The organism is Spirulina major PCC 6313, from assembly GCF_001890765.1.
GTDB classification, from domain to species: domain Bacteria; phylum Cyanobacteriota; class Cyanobacteriia; order Cyanobacteriales; family Spirulinaceae; genus Spirulina; species Spirulina major.
Genome location: NZ_KV878783.1, coordinates 3,984,644 through 4,002,629 on the forward strand (window position 1 = coordinate 3,984,644; position 17,986 = coordinate 4,002,629).

Annotated in this window: 17 protein-coding genes; 7 read left to right on the forward strand and 10 right to left on the reverse strand. The window is 55.7% G+C overall.

The window, feature by feature from the left end; translation table 11 throughout:
• Positions 1–88 precede the first annotated feature (88 nt).
• Positions 89–202, forward strand: a complete 114-nt coding sequence (petG, locus tag SPI6313_RS17630; RefSeq protein ID WP_072622170.1) for a cytochrome b6-f complex subunit V — start codon at positions 89–91, stop codon at positions 200–202.
• Positions 203–289: 87 nt separating this feature from the next.
• Here the strand turns inward: petG and rsmD are convergent, their stop codons facing one another.
• The 5 genes from rsmD to SPI6313_RS17655 all read right to left on the reverse strand — a co-directional run bounded on the left by rsmD (position 290) and on the right by SPI6313_RS17655 (position 4,760).
• Positions 290–868 (reverse strand): 16S rRNA (guanine(966)-N(2))-methyltransferase RsmD, encoded by a 579-nt coding sequence (gene rsmD, locus SPI6313_RS17635; RefSeq protein ID WP_072622171.1) that lies wholly within the window; start codon positions 866–868, stop codon positions 290–292.
• Positions 852–1,334, reverse strand: coding sequence for an NUDIX domain-containing protein (locus SPI6313_RS17640; protein WP_072622172.1), 483 nt, complete (start codon positions 1,332–1,334; stop codon positions 852–854). The genes rsmD and SPI6313_RS17640 overlap by 17 nt, the downstream gene beginning before the upstream one ends.
• A gap of 12 nt (positions 1,335–1,346) precedes the next feature.
• On the reverse strand, positions 1,347–2,537 hold the full coding sequence (locus SPI6313_RS17645) for a glycosyltransferase family 4 protein (RefSeq protein WP_072622173.1): 1,191 nt from the start codon (positions 2,535–2,537) through the stop codon (positions 1,347–1,349).
• Between the two features lie 140 nt (positions 2,538–2,677).
• Positions 2,678–3,226 (reverse strand): NUDIX hydrolase, encoded by a 549-nt coding sequence (locus SPI6313_RS17650; RefSeq protein WP_072622174.1) that lies wholly within the window; start codon positions 3,224–3,226, stop codon positions 2,678–2,680.
• Positions 3,216–4,760, reverse strand: coding sequence for an adenylate/guanylate cyclase domain-containing protein (locus SPI6313_RS17655; protein WP_072622175.1), 1,545 nt, complete (start codon positions 4,758–4,760; stop codon positions 3,216–3,218). Before SPI6313_RS17655 ends, SPI6313_RS17650 begins: the two co-directional genes overlap by 11 nt.
• A 189-nt stretch (positions 4,761–4,949) precedes the next feature.
• Here SPI6313_RS17655 and SPI6313_RS17660 point away from each other — a divergent pair, with 189 nt between their 5' ends.
• Both SPI6313_RS17660 and SPI6313_RS17665 read left to right on the forward strand, forming a co-directional pair.
• Entirely contained in the window at positions 4,950–5,645 is a 696-nt protein-coding gene (locus tag SPI6313_RS17660; RefSeq protein ID WP_072622176.1) for a retropepsin-like aspartic protease family protein, read from the forward strand.
• A gap of 60 nt (positions 5,646–5,705) precedes the next feature.
• Positions 5,706–7,454, forward strand: a complete 1,749-nt coding sequence (locus SPI6313_RS17665) for an ABC transporter ATP-binding protein (RefSeq protein ID WP_072622177.1) — start codon at positions 5,706–5,708, stop codon at positions 7,452–7,454.
• Between the two features lie 143 nt (positions 7,455–7,597).
• On the opposite strand, the gene SPI6313_RS17670 is transcribed toward SPI6313_RS17665, so the two are convergent.
• From SPI6313_RS17670 to SPI6313_RS17680, 3 genes are read right to left on the reverse strand one after another with little or no spacing between them, the layout of a single operon-like run.
• Positions 7,598–8,038, reverse strand: coding sequence for an acyl-CoA thioesterase (locus tag SPI6313_RS17670; protein ID WP_072622178.1), 441 nt, complete (start codon positions 8,036–8,038; stop codon positions 7,598–7,600).
• A 50-nt stretch (positions 8,039–8,088) separates the two neighbouring features.
• Positions 8,089–8,775 carry an urease accessory protein UreF gene (locus tag SPI6313_RS17675; RefSeq protein ID WP_072622179.1) on the reverse strand — a complete coding sequence of 229 codons (687 nt, stop codon included), beginning with the start codon at positions 8,773–8,775 and terminating at the stop codon, positions 8,089–8,091.
• Positions 8,772–9,644, reverse strand: a complete 873-nt coding sequence (locus SPI6313_RS17680; protein WP_072622180.1) for a prephenate/arogenate dehydrogenase — start codon at positions 9,642–9,644, stop codon at positions 8,772–8,774. The genes SPI6313_RS17675 and SPI6313_RS17680 overlap by 4 nt, the downstream gene beginning before the upstream one ends.
• 69 nt (positions 9,645–9,713) lie before the next feature.
• Between SPI6313_RS17680 and SPI6313_RS17685 the strand changes: the two genes are divergently transcribed.
• Together SPI6313_RS17685 and SPI6313_RS17690 are read left to right on the forward strand one after the other, a co-directional pair.
• On the forward strand, positions 9,714–11,264 hold the full coding sequence (locus tag SPI6313_RS17685; RefSeq protein ID WP_072622181.1) for a pentapeptide repeat-containing protein: 1,551 nt from the start codon (positions 9,714–9,716) through the stop codon (positions 11,262–11,264).
• A 134-nt stretch (positions 11,265–11,398) separates the two neighbouring features.
• Complete coding sequence (locus SPI6313_RS17690; protein ID WP_072622182.1) at positions 11,399–12,949, forward strand: helicase C-terminal domain-containing protein; 1,551 nt, start codon at positions 11,399–11,401, stop codon at positions 12,947–12,949.
• A 447-nt stretch (positions 12,950–13,396) separates the two neighbouring features.
• On the opposite strand, the gene ruvA is transcribed toward SPI6313_RS17690, so the two are convergent.
• Positions 13,397–14,026, reverse strand: a complete 630-nt coding sequence (gene ruvA / locus SPI6313_RS17695; protein ID WP_072622183.1) for a Holliday junction branch migration protein RuvA — start codon at positions 14,024–14,026, stop codon at positions 13,397–13,399.
• Positions 14,023–15,345: a hypothetical protein gene (locus tag SPI6313_RS17700; protein WP_072622184.1), complete on the reverse strand. Its 1,323-nt coding sequence runs from the start codon at positions 15,343–15,345 to the stop codon at positions 14,023–14,025. The genes ruvA and SPI6313_RS17700 overlap by 4 nt, the downstream gene beginning before the upstream one ends.
• A 203-nt stretch (positions 15,346–15,548) precedes the next feature.
• Between SPI6313_RS17700 and SPI6313_RS17705 the strand changes: the two genes are divergently transcribed.
• Positions 15,549–16,649: a Gfo/Idh/MocA family protein gene (locus SPI6313_RS17705; RefSeq protein WP_072622185.1), complete on the forward strand. Its 1,101-nt coding sequence runs from the start codon at positions 15,549–15,551 to the stop codon at positions 16,647–16,649.
• A gap of 165 nt (positions 16,650–16,814) precedes the next feature.
• Positions 16,815–17,981 (forward strand): RRXRR domain-containing protein, encoded by a 1,167-nt coding sequence (locus tag SPI6313_RS17710; RefSeq protein ID WP_072622186.1) that lies wholly within the window; start codon positions 16,815–16,817, stop codon positions 17,979–17,981.
• Positions 17,982–17,986: the final 5 nt, after the last annotated feature.

Genomic DNA, 17,986 nt, shown 5'->3' on the forward strand with positions numbered 1-17,986 from the left:
GATCGCACCCTAAACCCTGAGCCGCCAATGGTAGGATGAAACGATAGCCATTTTTAATCGACAAGAAGCACAACATACGGAGAGCAGCATGGTTGAATATCTTTTATTGGGGATTGTCATGGGTCTGGTGCCTGTGACGTTGGCCGGTTTATTTGTGGCCGCATACCTGCAATACAAGCGCGACGATCAAGCGATCAGCTAAGGCTTGTTCAAAAAATCAGCGAAGACGAAGGTGGGATGAGCAACGATGCTCGTCCCATTGTTTTTGGGGATGATGGCGACAGCATGCTCAAACCCAAGGAGCTTGCACCTCTGGCCTGTTTTCAGGATCTTGACTGGTGCGATAAAACGCGATCGCACTGTTGCCGTAGGTTTTGCAGCGATCGCACATCAGCCCCGCAATCTCAAGCGGTTGCCATTGGCGCGGGCTATATTCCACCGCCATTTCACCATCTGGGGCGAGGAGGTGATGGGCAGCGATCGCAGTTAACACCGGTTGATACAGTGCCCCGGCATAGGGCGGGTCAAAATAAATACAGTCAAACTGACGGCCGGCGAACTTGGCCAGCATTATCACCACATCACCGCGCAAAATTTTAATCTGTTGCTCCGGTTGAGCCAGGGTTTGCCAATTGTCACGAATCACGCTGTAGGCCCTGCCCCATTTTTCAATGCCCGTCACCGTCGCCGCGCCCCGACACAGGGCCTCCGCCCCCATCGACCCCGACCCGGCACAGAGATCGAGCCAGTCACAGCCGGAGATGCGATCGCGCCATATTTGGAAGATCGCCTCTCGCACTCGGCTTGGGGTGGGGCGCACCGTTTGGCCCGGCAGGGTTTTAATGCGGCGATTACCATAGATGCGCATCAGTTTGCCCCAGAGCTTGGCATTGTTCGAGGAGGCGGCGCTGTTCGGGCCAGACCATCGGCGGTAACGAGTCGAGGGGAAACCAATGGAGGCGGTACAGGCGATTGGGGTCAGTGGGTTGGCCGGAGGTTTGCGCGGTGGTGAACAGGAAATAATGCACCACTTTCCAGGCGGTTTTATGGAGGTTGAGGCGTTCGCACACGTCTAGTTTTTGGATCAAGTGCAGTGAGCTGAGGCCGGCTTCTTCGTGGATCTCGCGCCTCGCGGCGGCTTCGATGCTTTCCCCTGGTTCTACATGGCCTTTGGGCAAGATGTAGCCCGTGTTAACGGGGCGATCGCCTTCTTCAACCACCGCGATCAGGCGTTGATCGGTGCTGCGATCGCGCCGCACCACCACCCCCCCCGCCGACACCCGCACCGGCACATCCGGCGATCGCACATACCAACTGTGATCAATCACAATCATCGCCCTATCTCCCTAACTCCAGTGAACCAATTGCCGCTCACGGAGCACCCGCTGACAGACCAACTCTGTTTGTTTCGCCAAGCGCCGCCAATGAAACTTATGGTTGAGATCTTCATAGGCATTTGTAGCCAACCTTGCGCCATAGTCCGGATGTTTCAGCACATCTAAAATCCCCCAGGCGAGGGAATCGGGGTTATTGGTTTGGGTGACAACTCCCGTCTTGCCATGCTCCACCACCTCCGGCAGGCCGCAGGTATCCGACACCACCACCGGCACTCGCGCCGCAAAACTTTCAAGCACCACAATGCCAAAGGGTTCATACAAACTGGGGAACACGGCACAGTCGGCAATCACCTGAAACCGGTTTAACTCTTGTTCTGGCATAAACCCGGTAAACAAGCATTTATGGGCAATGCCCAAGTTCCAAGCTTGTTCTTTGAGGTGATCCACATTGCCGCCGCCGATAATGACAATCTTGGCGTTGCCGTTCATCTCGGCAATCACGCGGGGTGCAGCGGCGATCAACACCGAGATCCCTTTCTCGTAGCTCATGCGGCCGAGATAATAGACAATTTTCTCAGTGCTGAGGGCAAAGCGATCGCGGAAGGTACGGTAATCAAAATTGGGGTCGAGGTTCTTTTTGGCAGCGCGGATGCCGTTGTAAATGATGTCGAGTTTGTTCGGGGGGGTGTGAAAGGCGATTTGGAGTTCGCGTTTCATATGTTCAGTGCAGACAATGACGCGCCAGGCTTCGTGGGACAGTTGCACCTCTTTGCTATGGATATAGCTTTGGGTGGGGGTGTAGATGCCGTTGTAGCGACCGTATTCCGTGGCGTGGATGGTGGCGAGGAGGGGCAGTTTAAAGCGATGTTTGAGGGCGATCGCTGCATCCCCCACCAGCCAATCATGGGCATGGATCAGGTCAAAATCCCCCGTAGCGGCGATCAGATCTCCCCCATATTTCCCCATGCTTTCGTTCATGTTGACGACCCAATGGAAAAAATCATTACCATAGGCCACCGCCACCCGATGCAAATGAATCCCGTCTACCACCTCCTGCTGGGGTGTTTTGCCAAATTCGACGGTAATTAGGTGAATCTCGTGGCCCAATGCCACTAATTCGGGATATAACTCAGCGACATGACGCGCAATCCCACCAATGATACGGGGCGGAAATTCCCAAGCTAGAACAAGAATTTTCATTGAAATTGATTGGATGGATGCCGCTTTCGGTGGATGTCGTGGAGACAATCCGATGCAGCATGATAGCGAGTGGGCAGGGTGTGAATCCCAAGGCCAGATGCCATGGGCACCGCTGTATACACATTGGGTCTGGGAACGTTCTAGTCTTGCTGTGCTAAACCATACTCTATCAAAACGGTTCGACATTGCAAGCAAGTGAGATCCTGCCGCAGTTGGGTGATTCCGGCGCGGGTGTGGGGATAGCGAGCGCCACCGGGTAGGGAGGGCGGATCATGGCGGGGGTCAAGCTCGGCAACAAAACCGTAGAGTTTTTGGTTAGAAAAGGAACTGTTGATCAGCCAACCTGTGGTCGTTAAGGCGGTGAGGGTGCTGATCGCGTCGGGTGTGATGCCGAGTTCGCGGCTGAGGATGGCCGGGGCGATCGCCTCTGGACTGCCACCGTCTGGAACCCGCCCGCCGGGAAAGTCCCACGTAGCCTGCCCCACACCGGGACGGTATTGGGGGGCGGGTAAGAGGATGTGATGGCGATGGATCGGGAGGATGATCACCGAGTCGGCTTTTTCGACGCGCCAGTAGTCATGCTCTTGGCCGGTGCGATCGCGCAGTCGTTCAGCGATCAGCGTTAGCCAGGGCGATCGCACCGTCGCCAAGGTTGCCAGAGTTTCCCAATGATCTGGTTCAGGGGGCATCGGCGATCACCTCATAGATTTGCATCTCTCGTTCTTTCCCCTTGAGGGCAACCCGCCCTAGATCCGTGAATGCGATCGCCGCTGCGTTGCCGGGCTCATTGCGCACCGATTGATAGACCTTTTTCGTGATCAAGGTTTGCCCCCACTGGGCCCGACTGGTGAGCCGCGACGCAATATTCACCGTATCACCCAGAACATTAAACTCCCGCCGTCCCCTCGGTTCGCCAATTTCGGCGGCAAACACCAACCCCTGCGCAATGCCAATCTGACAGGCCAGTTGGTAGAGTTGGTCACCCACTGGCAGGGCGGGCAGTTGAGCGATCATCTCTTGAATTTGACAAGCGACCTGCACCGCCCGACGGGAATCATCGGTGTAGCGGCTCAGGGCCCCGAAATAAATCAAAATATCGGGATCATTTAATTGATAGGTGGGGTTTTTCATGATCCCCCCCGCTGCGGTGACGAGGCCGTCAATTAATGACAGCACATAACCACAATGTTGTACCAAAGCCGCTTCCTCGTCGGGATGGGCGCGATCGCAGGCTGCCGACACCCCAATCACACTGACAAACATCACCGTTAACGGCGTAAATCGGGCCGGAATCTGCCGCTGATTGACATTCATCACCGCCAACTCCAGCACTGGCCGCGGTAAATAACTCGCCAAGGGCGTGATCTGATGCACGAGGGTGGTAATTTCCTGGGTGAACCCGGCCGGCGTGCGGTCAAACAAAAGCGAGCCGCTCGCCCGCCGCCGCCGAAATGTAATATCGTATTCCCCCAATTCATCTTCAAAATTATCCACCACCAGCACATGGTGGGGCGACAGGGGTTCAACCGTCCAGTCCGGCGGTAACTGACGCGCCGCCGCAGCGGTTAAACAGACGCGGCCCACCACCCCAGACCCTTCTGCCCCCTTCCCTTGGTGAACCGCATGGCCTAACAACATTCGCAGCATTCGGGCCGGTGTGCCCGTGTCCACCGTCAGAAAGCGGCCCGTGTGAATCCCCACCCGCATTCGCAGCGAGAGGGAACCCTGCTGGGTTTCAATGTGGGCAAAATCCGCCATGGCCCGCTGCATCCGTAGGCCCGCTCGCACAGCGCGGAGAATATCGTCTCCTTGGCGATCGCAGGGAAACTCCGCCAACAGGGCATCGCCGGTAAATTCCAGCAAATTCCCCCCCGATTTACTAATAATTTCCACCATCGCCCCAAAGTAGCGATTGAGCACCGCTAGCAGTTCATTCGCCCCGTGATGGCCTTGGGTAAAATACGCCTCCATCAAGGTTGTGAAACCCGCAAGATCCGTAAATAAGAGCGTGCCCGCTTGCCAGATCGAGCGGTTTTGGCCGGGAATGGGGGGAGCCGTGGCAATGGTGGGGGGGACATATTGCTCCAAGATGTGGCGGAGGGTGCGGAGGTGCTCAAACACTGCCGTTAGGGTTGCCGTGTCCGGTTTGACCCAAGCCAAGGTGTACAGCTTTGCCGGTAGAAACAAGCGTAATTCATGTTCAACAGGGCTTAACAGCGACATAATTTAGCAGCGTTAGGAGCAGAAGCGCAGTGATATATCTTATTTGTCTTCACATTAGAATCGAGGAAATCCGTTGATTCTGGAATTGAGGGCAAGGGCAAACCCATCCTATGGCGTTCGATCCGTTGCCATTCCAGCCATCCCTTTCCATAATTGAGGTGGTTTTCCCTTTTTGTAATGAAAAATGTCATGAACCTTCGGGCTTTTGCGATCGCAGTCCTCTGGAGTAGCTGTCTCTTCTGGCCAAAACCCAGCCGTGCCGACAACAGTCTCAACCGCCTCCTGCAACAGTCCATTTGCGGGCAAAATTGGTTCCAAGCGGTTCGCATTCTCACAGAAATGAAACGCCTCGCCCCCCAAGACGCAGCCCGTCTTACAGTGTATCAAAGTCGCCTCCAAACCCTCGCCGATCGCAACATCTTCATCACCGGCTGGGACTGTAGCGATGCCCTCCCCAGCGCCGAAGCCGCCCAACCCGTGGCCGCCTCTGATAGCTTCACCATTCCCATTTTGGAGCGTAGTAGCGGCATTCCCGTCGTCGCCGTCACCTTCAACGGCGAAACCGTCCCGATGCTCTTCGATACCGGAGCCTCCACGACGATGATTTTGCCCAGCGTCGCCGCCCGCATTGATCCAGTCATCTTGGGGGAAGCCATGGTCACGGTGGCGGATGGCCGCGTTGTGCCCAGCCGCTATGGCATGGTGGCCTCGGTGCAGGTGGGGAATCTCTCCCTGAACAATGTTGAAATTGCGGTAACAGATGGCGTTGATGAACTGGCCCTCGGTGGCATGGGGCTATTGGGACAAAATGTTTATGGTTCCTATGATGTGACGATCAAAGAAGACGTGATCGAACTGCGATCGCGCTCCGCCCCCACACCGTAACAATCCTTGCTAGGCTTACATTGGCACAGCCACACTGTAAGCAAAGACTTGGGCAAAATCATGGCGAGTTCACGACTCCGAAAACTAGGTGAATATCTCCGTCCCCACTGGCCAAAGGTTGCCCTTGGGATCGTGGCACTGCTGATTGTGAATATCATCGGTGTTTACATCCCCCTCCTGATCCGGGACAGCATCGATCAACTTCAAGGCGCACTGCAATTCAACGTCATTTTTCGCTACGTCGTCCTTATCTTTGTCTATGCCTCAATCATGTGGGTAATGCGGATGTTTTCCCGCATCATCATGTTTGGCGTAGGGCGGCAAGTGGAATTTGACCTCAAGCAACGCATTTTTCAACACCTGCTGCGCCTCGATTCTACTTATTTTGCCACCAACAGCATCGGCGATTTAATGAACCGCGCCACTAGCGATGTGGATAATATTCGCCGCCTCTTAGGATTTGCGATCCTCAGTTTAGTGAATACGCTCTTTGCCTATACCCTCACCTTGCCGGTAATGTTGGGCTTAAATATTAAATTAACCCTCTTTTCCCTGGCCGTTTATCCCCTGATGCTGATCACCGTTCAACTCTTCAGTGAAAAGCTGCGGGAACAACAGCGCGATGTGCAAGAATCCCTATCTGATCTGAGTCAACTGATCCAAGAAGATATTAGCGGCATTGCCTTGATTAAAATCTACGCCCAAGAACTCAACGAAAAACTCGGTTTTCAAGCCCAAAATCACAGCGTTCTAGAAAGTAATCTCACCCTAGCCCGTACCCGAAATTTACTCTTTCCCATCATTGAAGGCTTAGTCTACTTCTCCCTCTTAGTGCTGCTTTGGCTCGGTACGGGGGCGATCGAACAGGGGGCCATTTCCATCGGGGATTTTGTCGCCCTCTTAATTTATGTCGAACGCTTGGTTTTTCCCACTGCTCTCCTTGGATTTACGATTACGGCTTATCAGCGAGGTGAGGTCAGTATTGATCGCATCGAAACAATTTTGGCGGCTGACCCTCAAATTCAAACGGAATCCACTGCGATTGTGTTGCCTCCGGAATTAGTCGATGGTAAACTTACGGTGCAAAATTTAACCTTCACCTACCCAGACCAAACAAAACCGGCCCTTGATGATATTTCTTTTGTGATTAATTCCGGTGAAACGGTGGCGATCGTCGGGCCGATTGGGTCAGGAAAATCCACCTTGGCGAATACCATTCCTCGGCTACTGAATGTAGATGCGGGGACGATTTTTCTTGATGGTTGTGATATTACGAAGGTGCGTTTAACGGATTTGCGAGAAGCGATCGCCTACGTTCCCCAGGATAGTTTTCTCTTCAGCACCCAAATCCGCGAAAATATCCGCTACGGTCAACCCTTCGCCGAACAATCCGATATCGAAGGAGCCGCCCAACAGTCCCAAATTCACCCCGAAATCCTCAATTTTCCCCGCCAATACGACACCCTCGTCGGTGAGCGCGGTATCACCCTTTCCGGTGGCCAACGCCAACGCACGTCCCTAGCGCGGGCCCTCCTGCTCTCGTCTCCGGTGTTGATCCTAGATGATGCCCTCGCCAGTGTTGACAATCAAACCGCGACGGAAATTTTAGATATTTTGGCGAATAATGTCCAAAATCAAACGATTTTATTCATCTCCCATCAACTGTCAGCAGCGGCGACGGCGGATCGGATTTTTGTGATGGATCACGGTCGGATTGTGCAAATGGGGAGTCATGATGAGTTAATCCATCAGCCAGGACTCTATCAAGACCTCTGGCAACAGCAGGAACTCACCGAAGCGATTCTCTAACATGATTTTTTCTCGTCAATTCCCTACTGTCATGGCATAGCTAAAATTAGGCTTGATTGTAGGGTGGGTTAGGCGGCTAGAATATCGACTATAACTGCAATCTAGCAATCCGCCGTAACCCACCGATTAACTGTGTCATGCCATTAGGATGCTGAATCAGTGTCGGATGGCAGGCCGCAGCTTAGGTAGGCGATGCATTCGGGGGGCAGGGGGGCCCGTTGGCGGCGGGTAGGATCGATGCTGACGTGTTTGGTGGTGGCTATGGCGGCGAGGACGGGTTCAGGGTCTAGGGTGTAGAGGGTGTAGCGGAGTTGGAAGGCGGTGGGGCTGAGGGTGTCGGTGTGGAGATCGATTTGGAGGCGATCGCACCACCGAATCGGCTGTTTAAATTGAGCATCGCAATGGACGATGGGAAGGGCGATCGCCCCCGACTCGAACCATTGCCGCAGCGATAAGCCCGCCGCAGCAAAGGCCGCTTCATAGGCTGCGTGGCAAAGGTCAAACAATCGCGCAAAATAGATCACCCCCGCCGCATCCGTTGCCCCCAGGGGAACCGTACAGGTGTAACGAAAGAGTTGGGTCATGGCGGGGCTGGGCGAGAACGACGGGGGAATCGATGGACGGCGGCAGGGATTTAACTGCGAAAGAGGCGGCTGTATTGGGTTTCATGGGCCATGCTAGCGAGGGAAAGTCCCCAGCCACAACTGTTGAGATTGTGATCATCCAGTTGGCTGATCTGTTGTCGGGCCTGGTCAAGGTGAGGATCAAGACTCCAGAGGAGGCGTTGACCGGCGGTTTGCCCCAGGGGAATCACTTTGACCCCCGCGCTGATCACGTTCGTTGCCCAACTTTGGAGATATCCCAAGAGGGCTGTTTGGGAGTCAAGTTGCCACTGCCAGGCGGCCAGAGCAAATGCGATCGCACCATTACAGGGTGTTAACTCCGCCACCGGCCACGGCAGGGGTGGAGTCACCAAATCCCCCAGCAACTTCAGCAAGGCTTGACCCATTTGCTGGCTCGATTGGCGCAATTCTGCGGTTTCGCGGCTGGCGGATAACCATTGATTCCACTGGATCACAGCGTCCCAGTCTCCCCCTTGCGCCGCCGCCCGGGCCCGCAACAACACCGCCCCATCGATGCGAATTGTGCCGTATTGCAGTTGCTGGATTAACCAACCCTGCAACTCGGTGGCATTGTTGAGTTGCCCTGTTGCGGCGAGGGTTTCTAAGCCTTCGGAATAGCTGTAGGCCCCGATCGGTAGGGTGGGGCTGGCCAATTGGAGGAGACGGAGCAGAGCGGTGGGGTCAGTGGCGGGAGTCATGGCGGGGAATCGGGGGATGGGGCAACGGGTTGAGCGACGTAGGGCGGGCGATCGCGGGCAGTATTGTGCAGTTGGCGGTTGAGCGCATCCCAGTTTTGGTGTTGAAGCTGATCGATAACGGTGTCGAGGGTATCGCGGTAGGTGAGGAGCGATCGCAACACCGCCTGCTGATTATATTGCGCCATCATCATCCCCAGTTCGGGGTTTCCCCCGCCGACGCGACTTGTATCGCGAAACCCAGAGCTAGCAAATTGTTGCGCCAAGGCCTTGATGGCGGGATCGGCTTCGGCTTCGCAACTGGCGATCAAGGCGGCACTGACGAACACGGGAAGATGGGAAATCCAGGCCACGGATTGATCATGCTGGTGCGGGCTACAGGTGAAGATCTCAGAACCAAGCGATCGCACCACCTCCGCCACAGTAGCCAGACAGTCCGGGGGGGTAGTCTCGGTGGGGGTGAGGACATAGGGCGCATTGCGAAATAAGCCCGATTGAGCCGCTTCGATGCCCTGTTCTGCCGTCCCCGCCATGGGATGCCCCCCCACAAAGCGCGGCCACAGCGGCGCGATCGCTTCCACAATCGGAGCCTTAACCGAACCAACATCCGTTAAAATCACCTCAGGATCGAGGTGAGGGATCAGAGCCTCCACCGTGGGGCGTAGCGCATCAAGGGGGGGACAGAGGAAAACGAGTTGTGCCGCCGACAGTATGTCAAACGTTGTACTAGTCCGGTCGGCGATCCCTTTGGCGATCGCCCGTTCACAGGTTTCCGGTCGTCGGGACACGCCCAAGACTCGATAGCCCTGCGATCGTAACTCTAGCCCCAACGATCCCCCAATCAGCCCCAACCCCACAATGCCCACATCCATCACAAGCCAAAAATCCCTGATAGCATTTTCTTATCGTCTCTGTATCGGTTTACGCACGCCTGCCCCCCCATGAATCTTAAAGAACTCTGCCATCTCTATGCAACTGGCAAGCGAGATTTTGGCCCCCTCAATCTCAACGAAGCAAACCTGCGGGGCGTAAACCTCAGCGGAGCCATTTTAAAAGGCTCACGGCTCATCGTGGCTAACCTCAGCGGTGCTAACCTCAGCGGCGCAGACCTCAGCAACACCAAACTACACGTTGCCCGCCTCAGTGGAACCAACCTAATCGGAGCCAAATTCAATCAAGCTCAACTCAACGTCGCCAACCTGATCCGAGCCGATCTACGCAACGCCGAACTGATTGAAGCGGTGATCATTCGTTCTGAACTGGTGCGCGCCAACCTCAGCGGGGCCAACCTCAGCGGGGCCAACTTAAACGGAACCGACCTGCGCGAAGCGAGTCTGCGCCAAGTCAACCTCAGCTACTGCAACCTCAGCGAAACCAATCTCCGGGGCGCAAACCTCACCGAAGGCAACCTCGAACAAGTTGACCTCAGCAGCGGCGATCTCACCCGTGCGAAACTGATTGCCGCGAATCTCCGTGATGCCGATCTCAGCCATGCTCGCTTAATGTGCGCGGATTTAACCGGGGCGGACTTGCGGGGGGCAAACCTCCGGTGGACAGATTTAAGCGGGGCGAACCTCACCGGGGCAGACCTCAGTGATGCCAAGTTGAGCGGCGCAAGTTTGACCGGGGCAGATTTGCGGGATGCCAACTTAATTAATGCCAGCCTTGTCCATGCCGATCTCAGCCGGGTGCGCTTAATGCGGGCGGAATGGGATGGCGCGGATCTCACCGGCGCAACATTGACGGGGGCCATGTTGCATAATGTGTTGCGCTCGAACCTGAAAACCACAAATTTGAGTTGCGAGTGGGTGGATCTGAGTCCCTTGGGGGATGGGTCGGAAGTGCGACAGTTACGACCGGAGCAAGTGCAGTCCTTTTTTAAGGAAACCCGGCCGATGGTTAAAGTTGCCGTTGATGCTCCCTTTAATCTTTCGGCCAATCTTGCCTTGGCGACGATCTACCACCAGATCACCCAGGCCTATCCCCGCATGGAACACCCACCCAGCATCCAAATCACCACCCGTCGCACCTATCTAACCTTTACGGTGAATCGTAATTCTGACCTTTTTTTGACGGCCTATTGCGTGATGTTGCCATTTCTGGATTCTGAGGCGATCGGCACACAACTTCAGAAGATTCTGAGTGCGGTAACCCATACGCCTCAGGGTGAGTTGTCAACAGTCAAACAGGAAATTCTCCAACAGTGGTATCAAGACTTAAAACAGTTAATGCAACATTTAGCATCGGTTAAAGCGGAGCAGGATAATGTCATGCCTCAAGATGCTTCTCTGTTTTTGGAGTCGCCTACCTACACGGTGCTCACAAATGCCAATAACCATAGTATCGACCTGTACCATCATCCCTATTTCGGGAAATATATTCCAGCGGTGCAAGGCGATGAAATGGATTCATCGGAGCAGTCCGCGTTGCCGGAAATGTCCTTGCCACCCCTTCAGATTTTGATCCAGTTTATGCAGGATTGTTTTGCTTAAACAGGCGATCGCTGGCAAGCCATGGGGCTGATGCAAAGCAACGGCAACGTTGGTCTCATGACCTCTTGGCATCGAGGGGGGCGGTGAAACCGTTAAAATAAGCGGGTTGCCATGGTTTTTTGTCGTGCAGATTCATGATTACTGAAGCTCAGGCTCATCAGGCGTTGCTGGAATTTTTGCGATCGCAAGACCGACCCCTTTGGCAACACCATCTCACCTTAACCCGGCTCGTCGTCCGTGCCTTCCGGCTTGGGCGATCGGCCCTGATCCAAACCGCCACCCGTCCCGCCACCTATCGCCTCAGCTATCTCGCGGCTGCCCTCCTCTGGCCCGATGCTGTTGTCCTAGTCACGCCGGAATTTCATCATGAATCCTTGCTCACCGTTGATATTCCGCGCCTCTTAGGGGCGTTTGGGGTGACAAAAGCAGTACAAACCGGTGAGCAGATGCCGCCGGAGTTTCAGGGGCTTTGGGTGACTACGCCCGAAACTTGGCTCGGCGATCGCCTCTCTGCTTGTGGTGGCTTTCCCCCCCAGATTCCCACCCTGATTGATCCCGCTGACGATTGGGCCCAACTCACCCGCCAACACCTCACCCTCACCCTCACCCCCCAGGATTGGGATGCCCTGTGGCGATCGTGGCTCGCCCACCCCGATCAACCCGACCCCCAACAGATCATCCTGAATCTGTACCAAAGCATCACCCAAGCCATTCGCCGCCGTCCCAGCAACCCCTACCACAGCCACCCCCTCAACCCTGAGGAACTCGACCAACTCACCACCCTCCACGAGCAACTCCCCCCCGCCCCCCTACCGCCCCCCTGGGAGCAATTCCGTCAACAATGGCCGCAACCGGGGCAACTCCATTGGGCCAGCCGCAATGCTGCAACGCAACAGGTCAATCTCCACCTCGCGCCCATTGAGGTAGATCAGCCCTTACGAGGGATTTGGGAGCAACAACCGATTGTTTTGATGGGCGGGTTTTTAGGGCTTGAAACCAACAAGGGGCATCGCTATCGGCAACAGTTAGGCCTGGGGGATTGGATGCAAGTTAAGTTTTCCCCCCAGCGTCAAAACGACTATATCCAGCTTTATATCCCCGATCGCATGCCGCTCCCCAACACACGGGATTTTCAGCCCCGCCTCTTGGATCAAGTGTTGCGCCTCTGTCGCGGTGGCATGATCAGTCAGCGGCGGAGCCATCGCCACCCCCCCGATTGGATTGCCCCGTTGAAACGTCCGGTCGTGGTGATTGTGGATGATGTGCCCCTACGCGGACAAGTGGCGGCAACGGTGGCGGCGGAGTTTGGCTCTGTGGTGAAGGTGGAGCAGAAGGGGCTTGCGCCGGAGGGGATTTTGGTCTGTGGCTGGACGTTCTGGCGTTGCCATCAAGAGGCTTTACCCTTGCCGCAGTTGCTGATCATTGCCACGTTGCCCCTGCCATCGATGGAAAATCCCCTGGTGGCCGGTCGTGTCCGCCATTATAAACACCAACACCAAGACTGGTTTCACTACTACTTGTTGCCGGTGGCAATGCAGGAATTGCAGCGGGCGATCGTGCCGGTGCGGGAGGTGCAGGGGGTGGTGGCGCTCTTGGATAATCGGGTCAATCATCGCAGCTACGGGGCGAAGATTTTGACGGCGTTAGAGCCGATGGCGCGGGTGAATACGATTGATTTTGTTTAAGTCTGGATTGATGGCAAACCGAAATAAGTCCTCGCGGCAATGCTGCCGCAGATTAGACCCTTGCGCAGAGTCAAGACTTATGATTCGGATCGGATTGAATGGCCAACGCTCAAGGTGACGGTCGGTGCGTTGTGATGGTGCGTTACGTTTCGCTAACAGCACCCTACTGCCATGGCACAGCTAAAGTAGTACTTTACAGTAGGGTGGGTTGGGTGGATTTAACTCTTGCCATTGATGCAATCCAGCGATTAACCAAAACTCACTTTTTAAGATGTGTCGTGCTATTACAAGTATCCTGATTCTTAGCCTTGATGCTGTACTAGTGGACTGTCTAGCCTCAGATGGCAAGTAACTTGAAGACTGAGCGAAGTTGAAGTCTGGTGCTCCGGGGTTCGACGACCCTCACCCCTCTGGATAACAACTCACCTTTTTAAGCTAGACAAGACACTAGCCTTGACTGAGCCAAGCGATCGCTGCTTTGATCCATAATTCCGGCGCGGGGGTTTTGAGGAGTTGGGGGTCTTGGTGGAGGTGGATGAGGGCCGAGGTGATTTCGTCTTGGTCGTAACCGAGGGCGAGGAGGGTGAGTTCTACATCTTCTTGGAGGGTGGGGTCAAGGTTGGCGGTGGCGGGTGGGGCGATTTGGGCGGTGGTGCGCCATTGGGCGAGGCTGGTTTTCAGTTCGAGGGCGATGCGTTCGGCGGTTTTTTTGCCCACGCCGGGGGTTTTGATTAAAACGCGGGTGTTGTTGGTGACGATCGCTTGCACCAATTCCTCTAACCCCAGGGCATCGAGAAGGGCGATCGCTAACTGGGCCCCGATGCCGCTGACGGCGATTAACTGGCGAAATAGATCCCGCTCAGCCATGGACGCAAAGCCATAGAGCAGGGTTTGATCCTCGCGGGTTTGGTGGTGGGTGAAGATTTGGAGCATCTCCCCTGTGCCGGTGGGTAATTGTGTCGCCCACCGGCCGGGAATCTGCACTTCATAGCCGATCTGATTCACTTCAACGATCGCCACCAGCCGCTGATTGCGCCGCTGCACCGCTACCACTTGACCGTTGAGATAACTAATCATCGCCCTCCGGTGAGGCGCGATCGCACCCGTCGCCACAGCCCAATGACCGCATCTTCCACCCGTGCCATCAACCGGTCAAAGGCCCCTAGCACCACTTCGAGCCAATGTTTTTCATAGCCCACGGGTTCGGCGGGGATATCGAGCCAGTCCGGTTGATAGTCCGGCGGGGCGGCGGTGGATTCGCGGCGGCGAAGGGGGGCGGGGGCATCGTCGGCGGGGGAGGTCATGGGGGGTTTTAAGAGGGACAGAGGCGAGGGGTCACGGTGGGGCGGCTCGACGGCATAGAGTTCGAGGGCCATTTCGTCGTCGATGATGGAGCGGCTGCGGGGAACGGAGGGAATGAAGCCGCTGGATGGGTTAGGGATGTCTTCCCAGAGGAGCCAGGGCTGTCTGGGCGGGGGAGGTGGGGGCTGTAAGGGGGTGAGTTGGGGTTGGAGGCCGAAGAAATAGGCGATCGCGCTCTGGATTAACCCTTGCAGCGTACCGGACGGGGCTTCTTGTTGCGTTTGGGTCTTCATCCAATCCACCCAGCGGGCTTGGAGGGCGGCCTGTTGGGTTTCGAGGCTCACCACTTGCGGATCGAGCTTGGCCAAGGCTGAGGGGAGGGACGGCGGCGGCGGCAGGGTGAGGGCGGGAGGCAGGGCGAGGGGAAAGATCGGCGGTTCAAAAAAGGTGTCTTCGTGAAACAGATTAGTAGCGATCGCCACTGGACTCTGTTGCAGCCAACGCATCACCGCCCAAAACCGCCGCACAGGGGGCCAAATCTGCGGATCTTGGCTGAGGGCGGCAGGAATCAGGGTGCGATAGGCCTGCACCTTGCGGCGATAGTTCTGATAGGCGTAGTCGGCGAGTTCGAGGCGAATATGGCGATCGAGGCGTTGCTGTTCCGCTGGGGGGAGGGCAATGGGGCTGTTGTCGTGGGCGGTGAGGAGGAGGCTGCGGGTGGTGCGATCGCTGGCAATGCCTCGAATCAGTCCGGTGGGGGATATGTTTGTCGGAGGTGCGATCGCTTCGAGATCCAGATCCGCCCAAACTGTCCCGGTCGTCACCTGAGCCAAGAGCTTTTGAATCGGCGTATCGGGGTCGGCCGGTTGCAAATTTAAGGGAGGAGACGGACTAAAAAATCCTTCGAGTTGCAGGCTAAAATTACGTCCCCATTGGGTCAACGCATAGAAGGGATACAGCAACACTTGCACACCCCACACCGCCGCCACCTGGGCCGATCGCACCGTGCGCTGAAGGCGATCGCCCCACACAATCCGAGCGCGATTAATCGCATTCAACAAACGACTTTGATAGGGGCCAGAAGAATCGTGCATTGCCCAACGGAAAACCTGCAACGATTGTACGGTTTTCCGGTCACGCCGGTACAGCCTCGCCCCGTTTGACCAACTTGCGAAATATATCAGGAAACGGTGTGACCCTAGGGGCGTACCTTAAAATACCGGAACACGGGGGAAACGCCCGCATAGAGTTTGGTGAGTAACCCTTCATAATCCTTGGTTCAGGAGAACAGTTAATCATGACAACCGTGCTTAAAGCGGCGGTAATTGGCACTGGGGTGATTTCAAAAGAACATCTCAGCTTCCTTGCCGCCAGTCCCCACGCTCGGTTAGTGGGAGTGTGTGACCTCTCGCGAGCCGCAGCCCGCTATGCTGCCCAACGGTATGGCGCTGATGCACCCTACACGGACTTTAACCAGATGTTGGCCGAAGCGCAGCCCGATGTAGTGCATATCCTCACGCCGCCCCAAAGTCATAAATTCATCGCCACGGCCTGTTTAAAAGCTGGGGCCCATGTGATTTGTGAAAAACCGATCGCCTCCAATTATCAAGACTTTCAAGAACTGTGGGCAGTGGCTCAGGAGTGCGATCGCGCCCTAATCGAAGACCAAAACTATCGCTTCAACGAGCCGATCCTCGCCATTCATGACCTCGTGACCCAGGGCAAACTCGGCCAGATCGAAGAAATCGAAGTGCGGATGTCCCTCGGCCTCCGGGGCGGCGGTCGCTTTGCTGACGAAAACCTCCCCAGCCCAATCCACCAAATGCCCGCCGGCGTGATCCACGACCTGATCACCCATCTCGTCTATCTCGCCCTGCCCTACCTGCCCAGCTTTGACTATATTCGCGCCACCTGGAACAACCACGGCGGCGGCGATCTCTTCAAATACGACGATCTAGACGCGCTGGTGATTGGCGACAACGTTCATGCCCGATTCCGGTTCAGTTGCACCACCATGCCCGAAGGCTTTCACTTCCGCGTCCGAGGCACCGCAGGCTACGCCGAAACCGACCTATTTCAACCCTACATTCGCGCCGTCTATCCCCGTGGCGGCAAACAACTCTCCCCCCTCGTCAACCACTGGTGCAACGGTCTCGACCTGATGAAAGCCAGCGTCCGCAACTTCCGCCGCAAAATCATGCAGCGCACCCCCTACGAAGGTTTAAAAATCCTCCTCGATCGCACCTATACCGCCCTGATCAACGGCACACCCCTGCCCATCTCTTACGACGATATGGAACGCACCAGCCGCTTAATTGACGCTTTAGTCGCAGAGGACAATCAACGTTCAATGACCCCCACCTGGCATCCGCCGAGGTGGGGGAGTGACCGGAGATAACCCGGTCGTAGCTGCGAATAGGCCACCAAGGTTAGTACGGCAACACTTCCGGTTGCTTCTCTAAATCGGATTATTTGTAAGGCCCTGGAATCTCAGGGAGTGGGTTCAGCCCAGAAACACCGTACTCACTGGCTGAAGAGACCTATAGTTTTGGAATTATCTTCCATGCAACGCATCCCAGTCCAAAACCCTGATGGTACTCCTGCCATGCCCACCAAGAGTAGTCGCGCTCAACGGTGGGTAGCGCAGGGCAAGGCCCAATGGGTGAAAACCAATCTACGGATCAAGGTAGTGCGCCTGAAAGCGGAGCCATCGGGTCGTAATACCCAGCCCATCGTGGTCGGGCTCGATCCCGGCAAACTCTATTCAGGGATTGCCGTTCAATCCGCTCAAGCGACATTATTCCAGTCCCACCTAGAACTCCCCTACCCCAGGGTGCGTGAACGGATGGATCATCGCAGAATGCTACGGCGTTCTCGCCGCAGTCGGCGGATTAATCGAGAGTTACCCTTCCAGCTACGAAATCATCGCCAAAAGCGATTTAACAACCGTAAACAGCAGAAAGTGCCCCCCAGTATCCGAGCCAACCGAGACCTAGAGTTTCGAGTTGTTCAGGAGTTGGGACAACTATTCCCCATTGCCACCATTGGCTACGAGAAAGTTCGCGCCGACGTGGACTTAACCTCAGGTCGAAAGGGAGCAAAATCTGGGAAAGGTTTCTCTCCGGTCATGGTGGGGCAAGCCTATGCCATTGAGAAAATGGAGCAGATTGCCCCCGTCTACACTCGCTACGGGTGGCAGCAGGATGGCAATGGCACCGCTCAACTTCGCTCTGCTTTGGGATTGAAGAAGTCTCAGGACAAAGCAGAACAAATTCCCCAAACCCATGCGGTAGATGGTATCGCTTTAGCCTGTGGATACTTCATCGAGTATCGTCCCTTCCACCGGAAACGCAGTCACGGTTATCTTTGGTTTGGAGAGGTTAAGCTCACATCTGCCCCATTTGTGGTGATTAAACGGCCACCCATCAGTCGCAGGCAACTGCACCTCATGGTTCCCCGTCAGAAGGGTCTACGCCGCAAATATGGGGGCACAGTAACCCGCCATGGATTCCGGAAGGGGGATCTAGTGCGGGCTGAGATGGCAGGTCGCGTCTCGGTGGGCTATGTGAGTGGGGATACAACTCGGCAAGTTTCTGTTTCTGAGTTCACTTGGAAGCGTATTGGGCAGTTTAGTGCTGCCAAGGTTGAGCTACTCTATCGCGCCACGGGTATTTTGGTCAGTTGCCCGCAGAGATTGTCAGTCAGTGGGGCATTTAACCCCGCTGCCTGACGCTT

Excerpts from the sequence above, each read along its gene's own strand:
- petG (WP_072622170.1), top strand. The coding sequence starts at position 89 with ATGGTTGAATATCTTTTATTGGGGATTGTCATGGGTCTGGTGCCTGTG.
- rsmD (WP_072622171.1), bottom strand. The coding sequence starts at position 868 with ATGCGCATCTATGGTAATCGCCGCATTAAAACCCTGCCGGGCCAAACG.
- SPI6313_RS17640 (WP_072622172.1), bottom strand. The coding sequence starts at position 1,334 with ATGATTGTGATTGATCACAGTTGGTATGTGCGATCGCCGGATGTGCCG.
- SPI6313_RS17645 (WP_072622173.1), bottom strand. The coding sequence starts at position 2,537 with ATGAAAATTCTTGTTCTAGCTTGGGAATTTCCGCCCCGTATCATTGGT.
- SPI6313_RS17650 (WP_072622174.1), bottom strand. The coding sequence starts at position 3,226 with ATGCCCCCTGAACCAGATCATTGGGAAACTCTGGCAACCTTGGCGACG.
- SPI6313_RS17655 (WP_072622175.1), bottom strand. The coding sequence starts at position 4,760 with ATGTCGCTGTTAAGCCCTGTTGAACATGAATTACGCTTGTTTCTACCG.
- SPI6313_RS17660 (WP_072622176.1), top strand. The coding sequence starts at position 4,950 with ATGAACCTTCGGGCTTTTGCGATCGCAGTCCTCTGGAGTAGCTGTCTC.
- SPI6313_RS17665 (WP_072622177.1), top strand. The coding sequence starts at position 5,706 with ATGGCGAGTTCACGACTCCGAAAACTAGGTGAATATCTCCGTCCCCAC.
- SPI6313_RS17670 (WP_072622178.1), bottom strand. The coding sequence starts at position 8,038 with ATGACCCAACTCTTTCGTTACACCTGTACGGTTCCCCTGGGGGCAACG.
- SPI6313_RS17675 (WP_072622179.1), bottom strand. The coding sequence starts at position 8,775 with ATGACTCCCGCCACTGACCCCACCGCTCTGCTCCGTCTCCTCCAATTG.
- SPI6313_RS17680 (WP_072622180.1), bottom strand. The coding sequence starts at position 9,644 with ATGGATGTGGGCATTGTGGGGTTGGGGCTGATTGGGGGATCGTTGGGG.
- SPI6313_RS17685 (WP_072622181.1), top strand. The coding sequence starts at position 9,714 with ATGAATCTTAAAGAACTCTGCCATCTCTATGCAACTGGCAAGCGAGAT.
- SPI6313_RS17690 (WP_072622182.1), top strand. The coding sequence starts at position 11,399 with ATGATTACTGAAGCTCAGGCTCATCAGGCGTTGCTGGAATTTTTGCGA.
- ruvA (WP_072622183.1), bottom strand. The coding sequence starts at position 14,026 with ATGATTAGTTATCTCAACGGTCAAGTGGTAGCGGTGCAGCGGCGCAAT.
- SPI6313_RS17700 (WP_072622184.1), bottom strand. The coding sequence starts at position 15,345 with ATGCACGATTCTTCTGGCCCCTATCAAAGTCGTTTGTTGAATGCGATT.
- SPI6313_RS17705 (WP_072622185.1), top strand. The coding sequence starts at position 15,549 with ATGACAACCGTGCTTAAAGCGGCGGTAATTGGCACTGGGGTGATTTCA.
- SPI6313_RS17710 (WP_072622186.1), top strand. The coding sequence starts at position 16,815 with ATGCAACGCATCCCAGTCCAAAACCCTGATGGTACTCCTGCCATGCCC.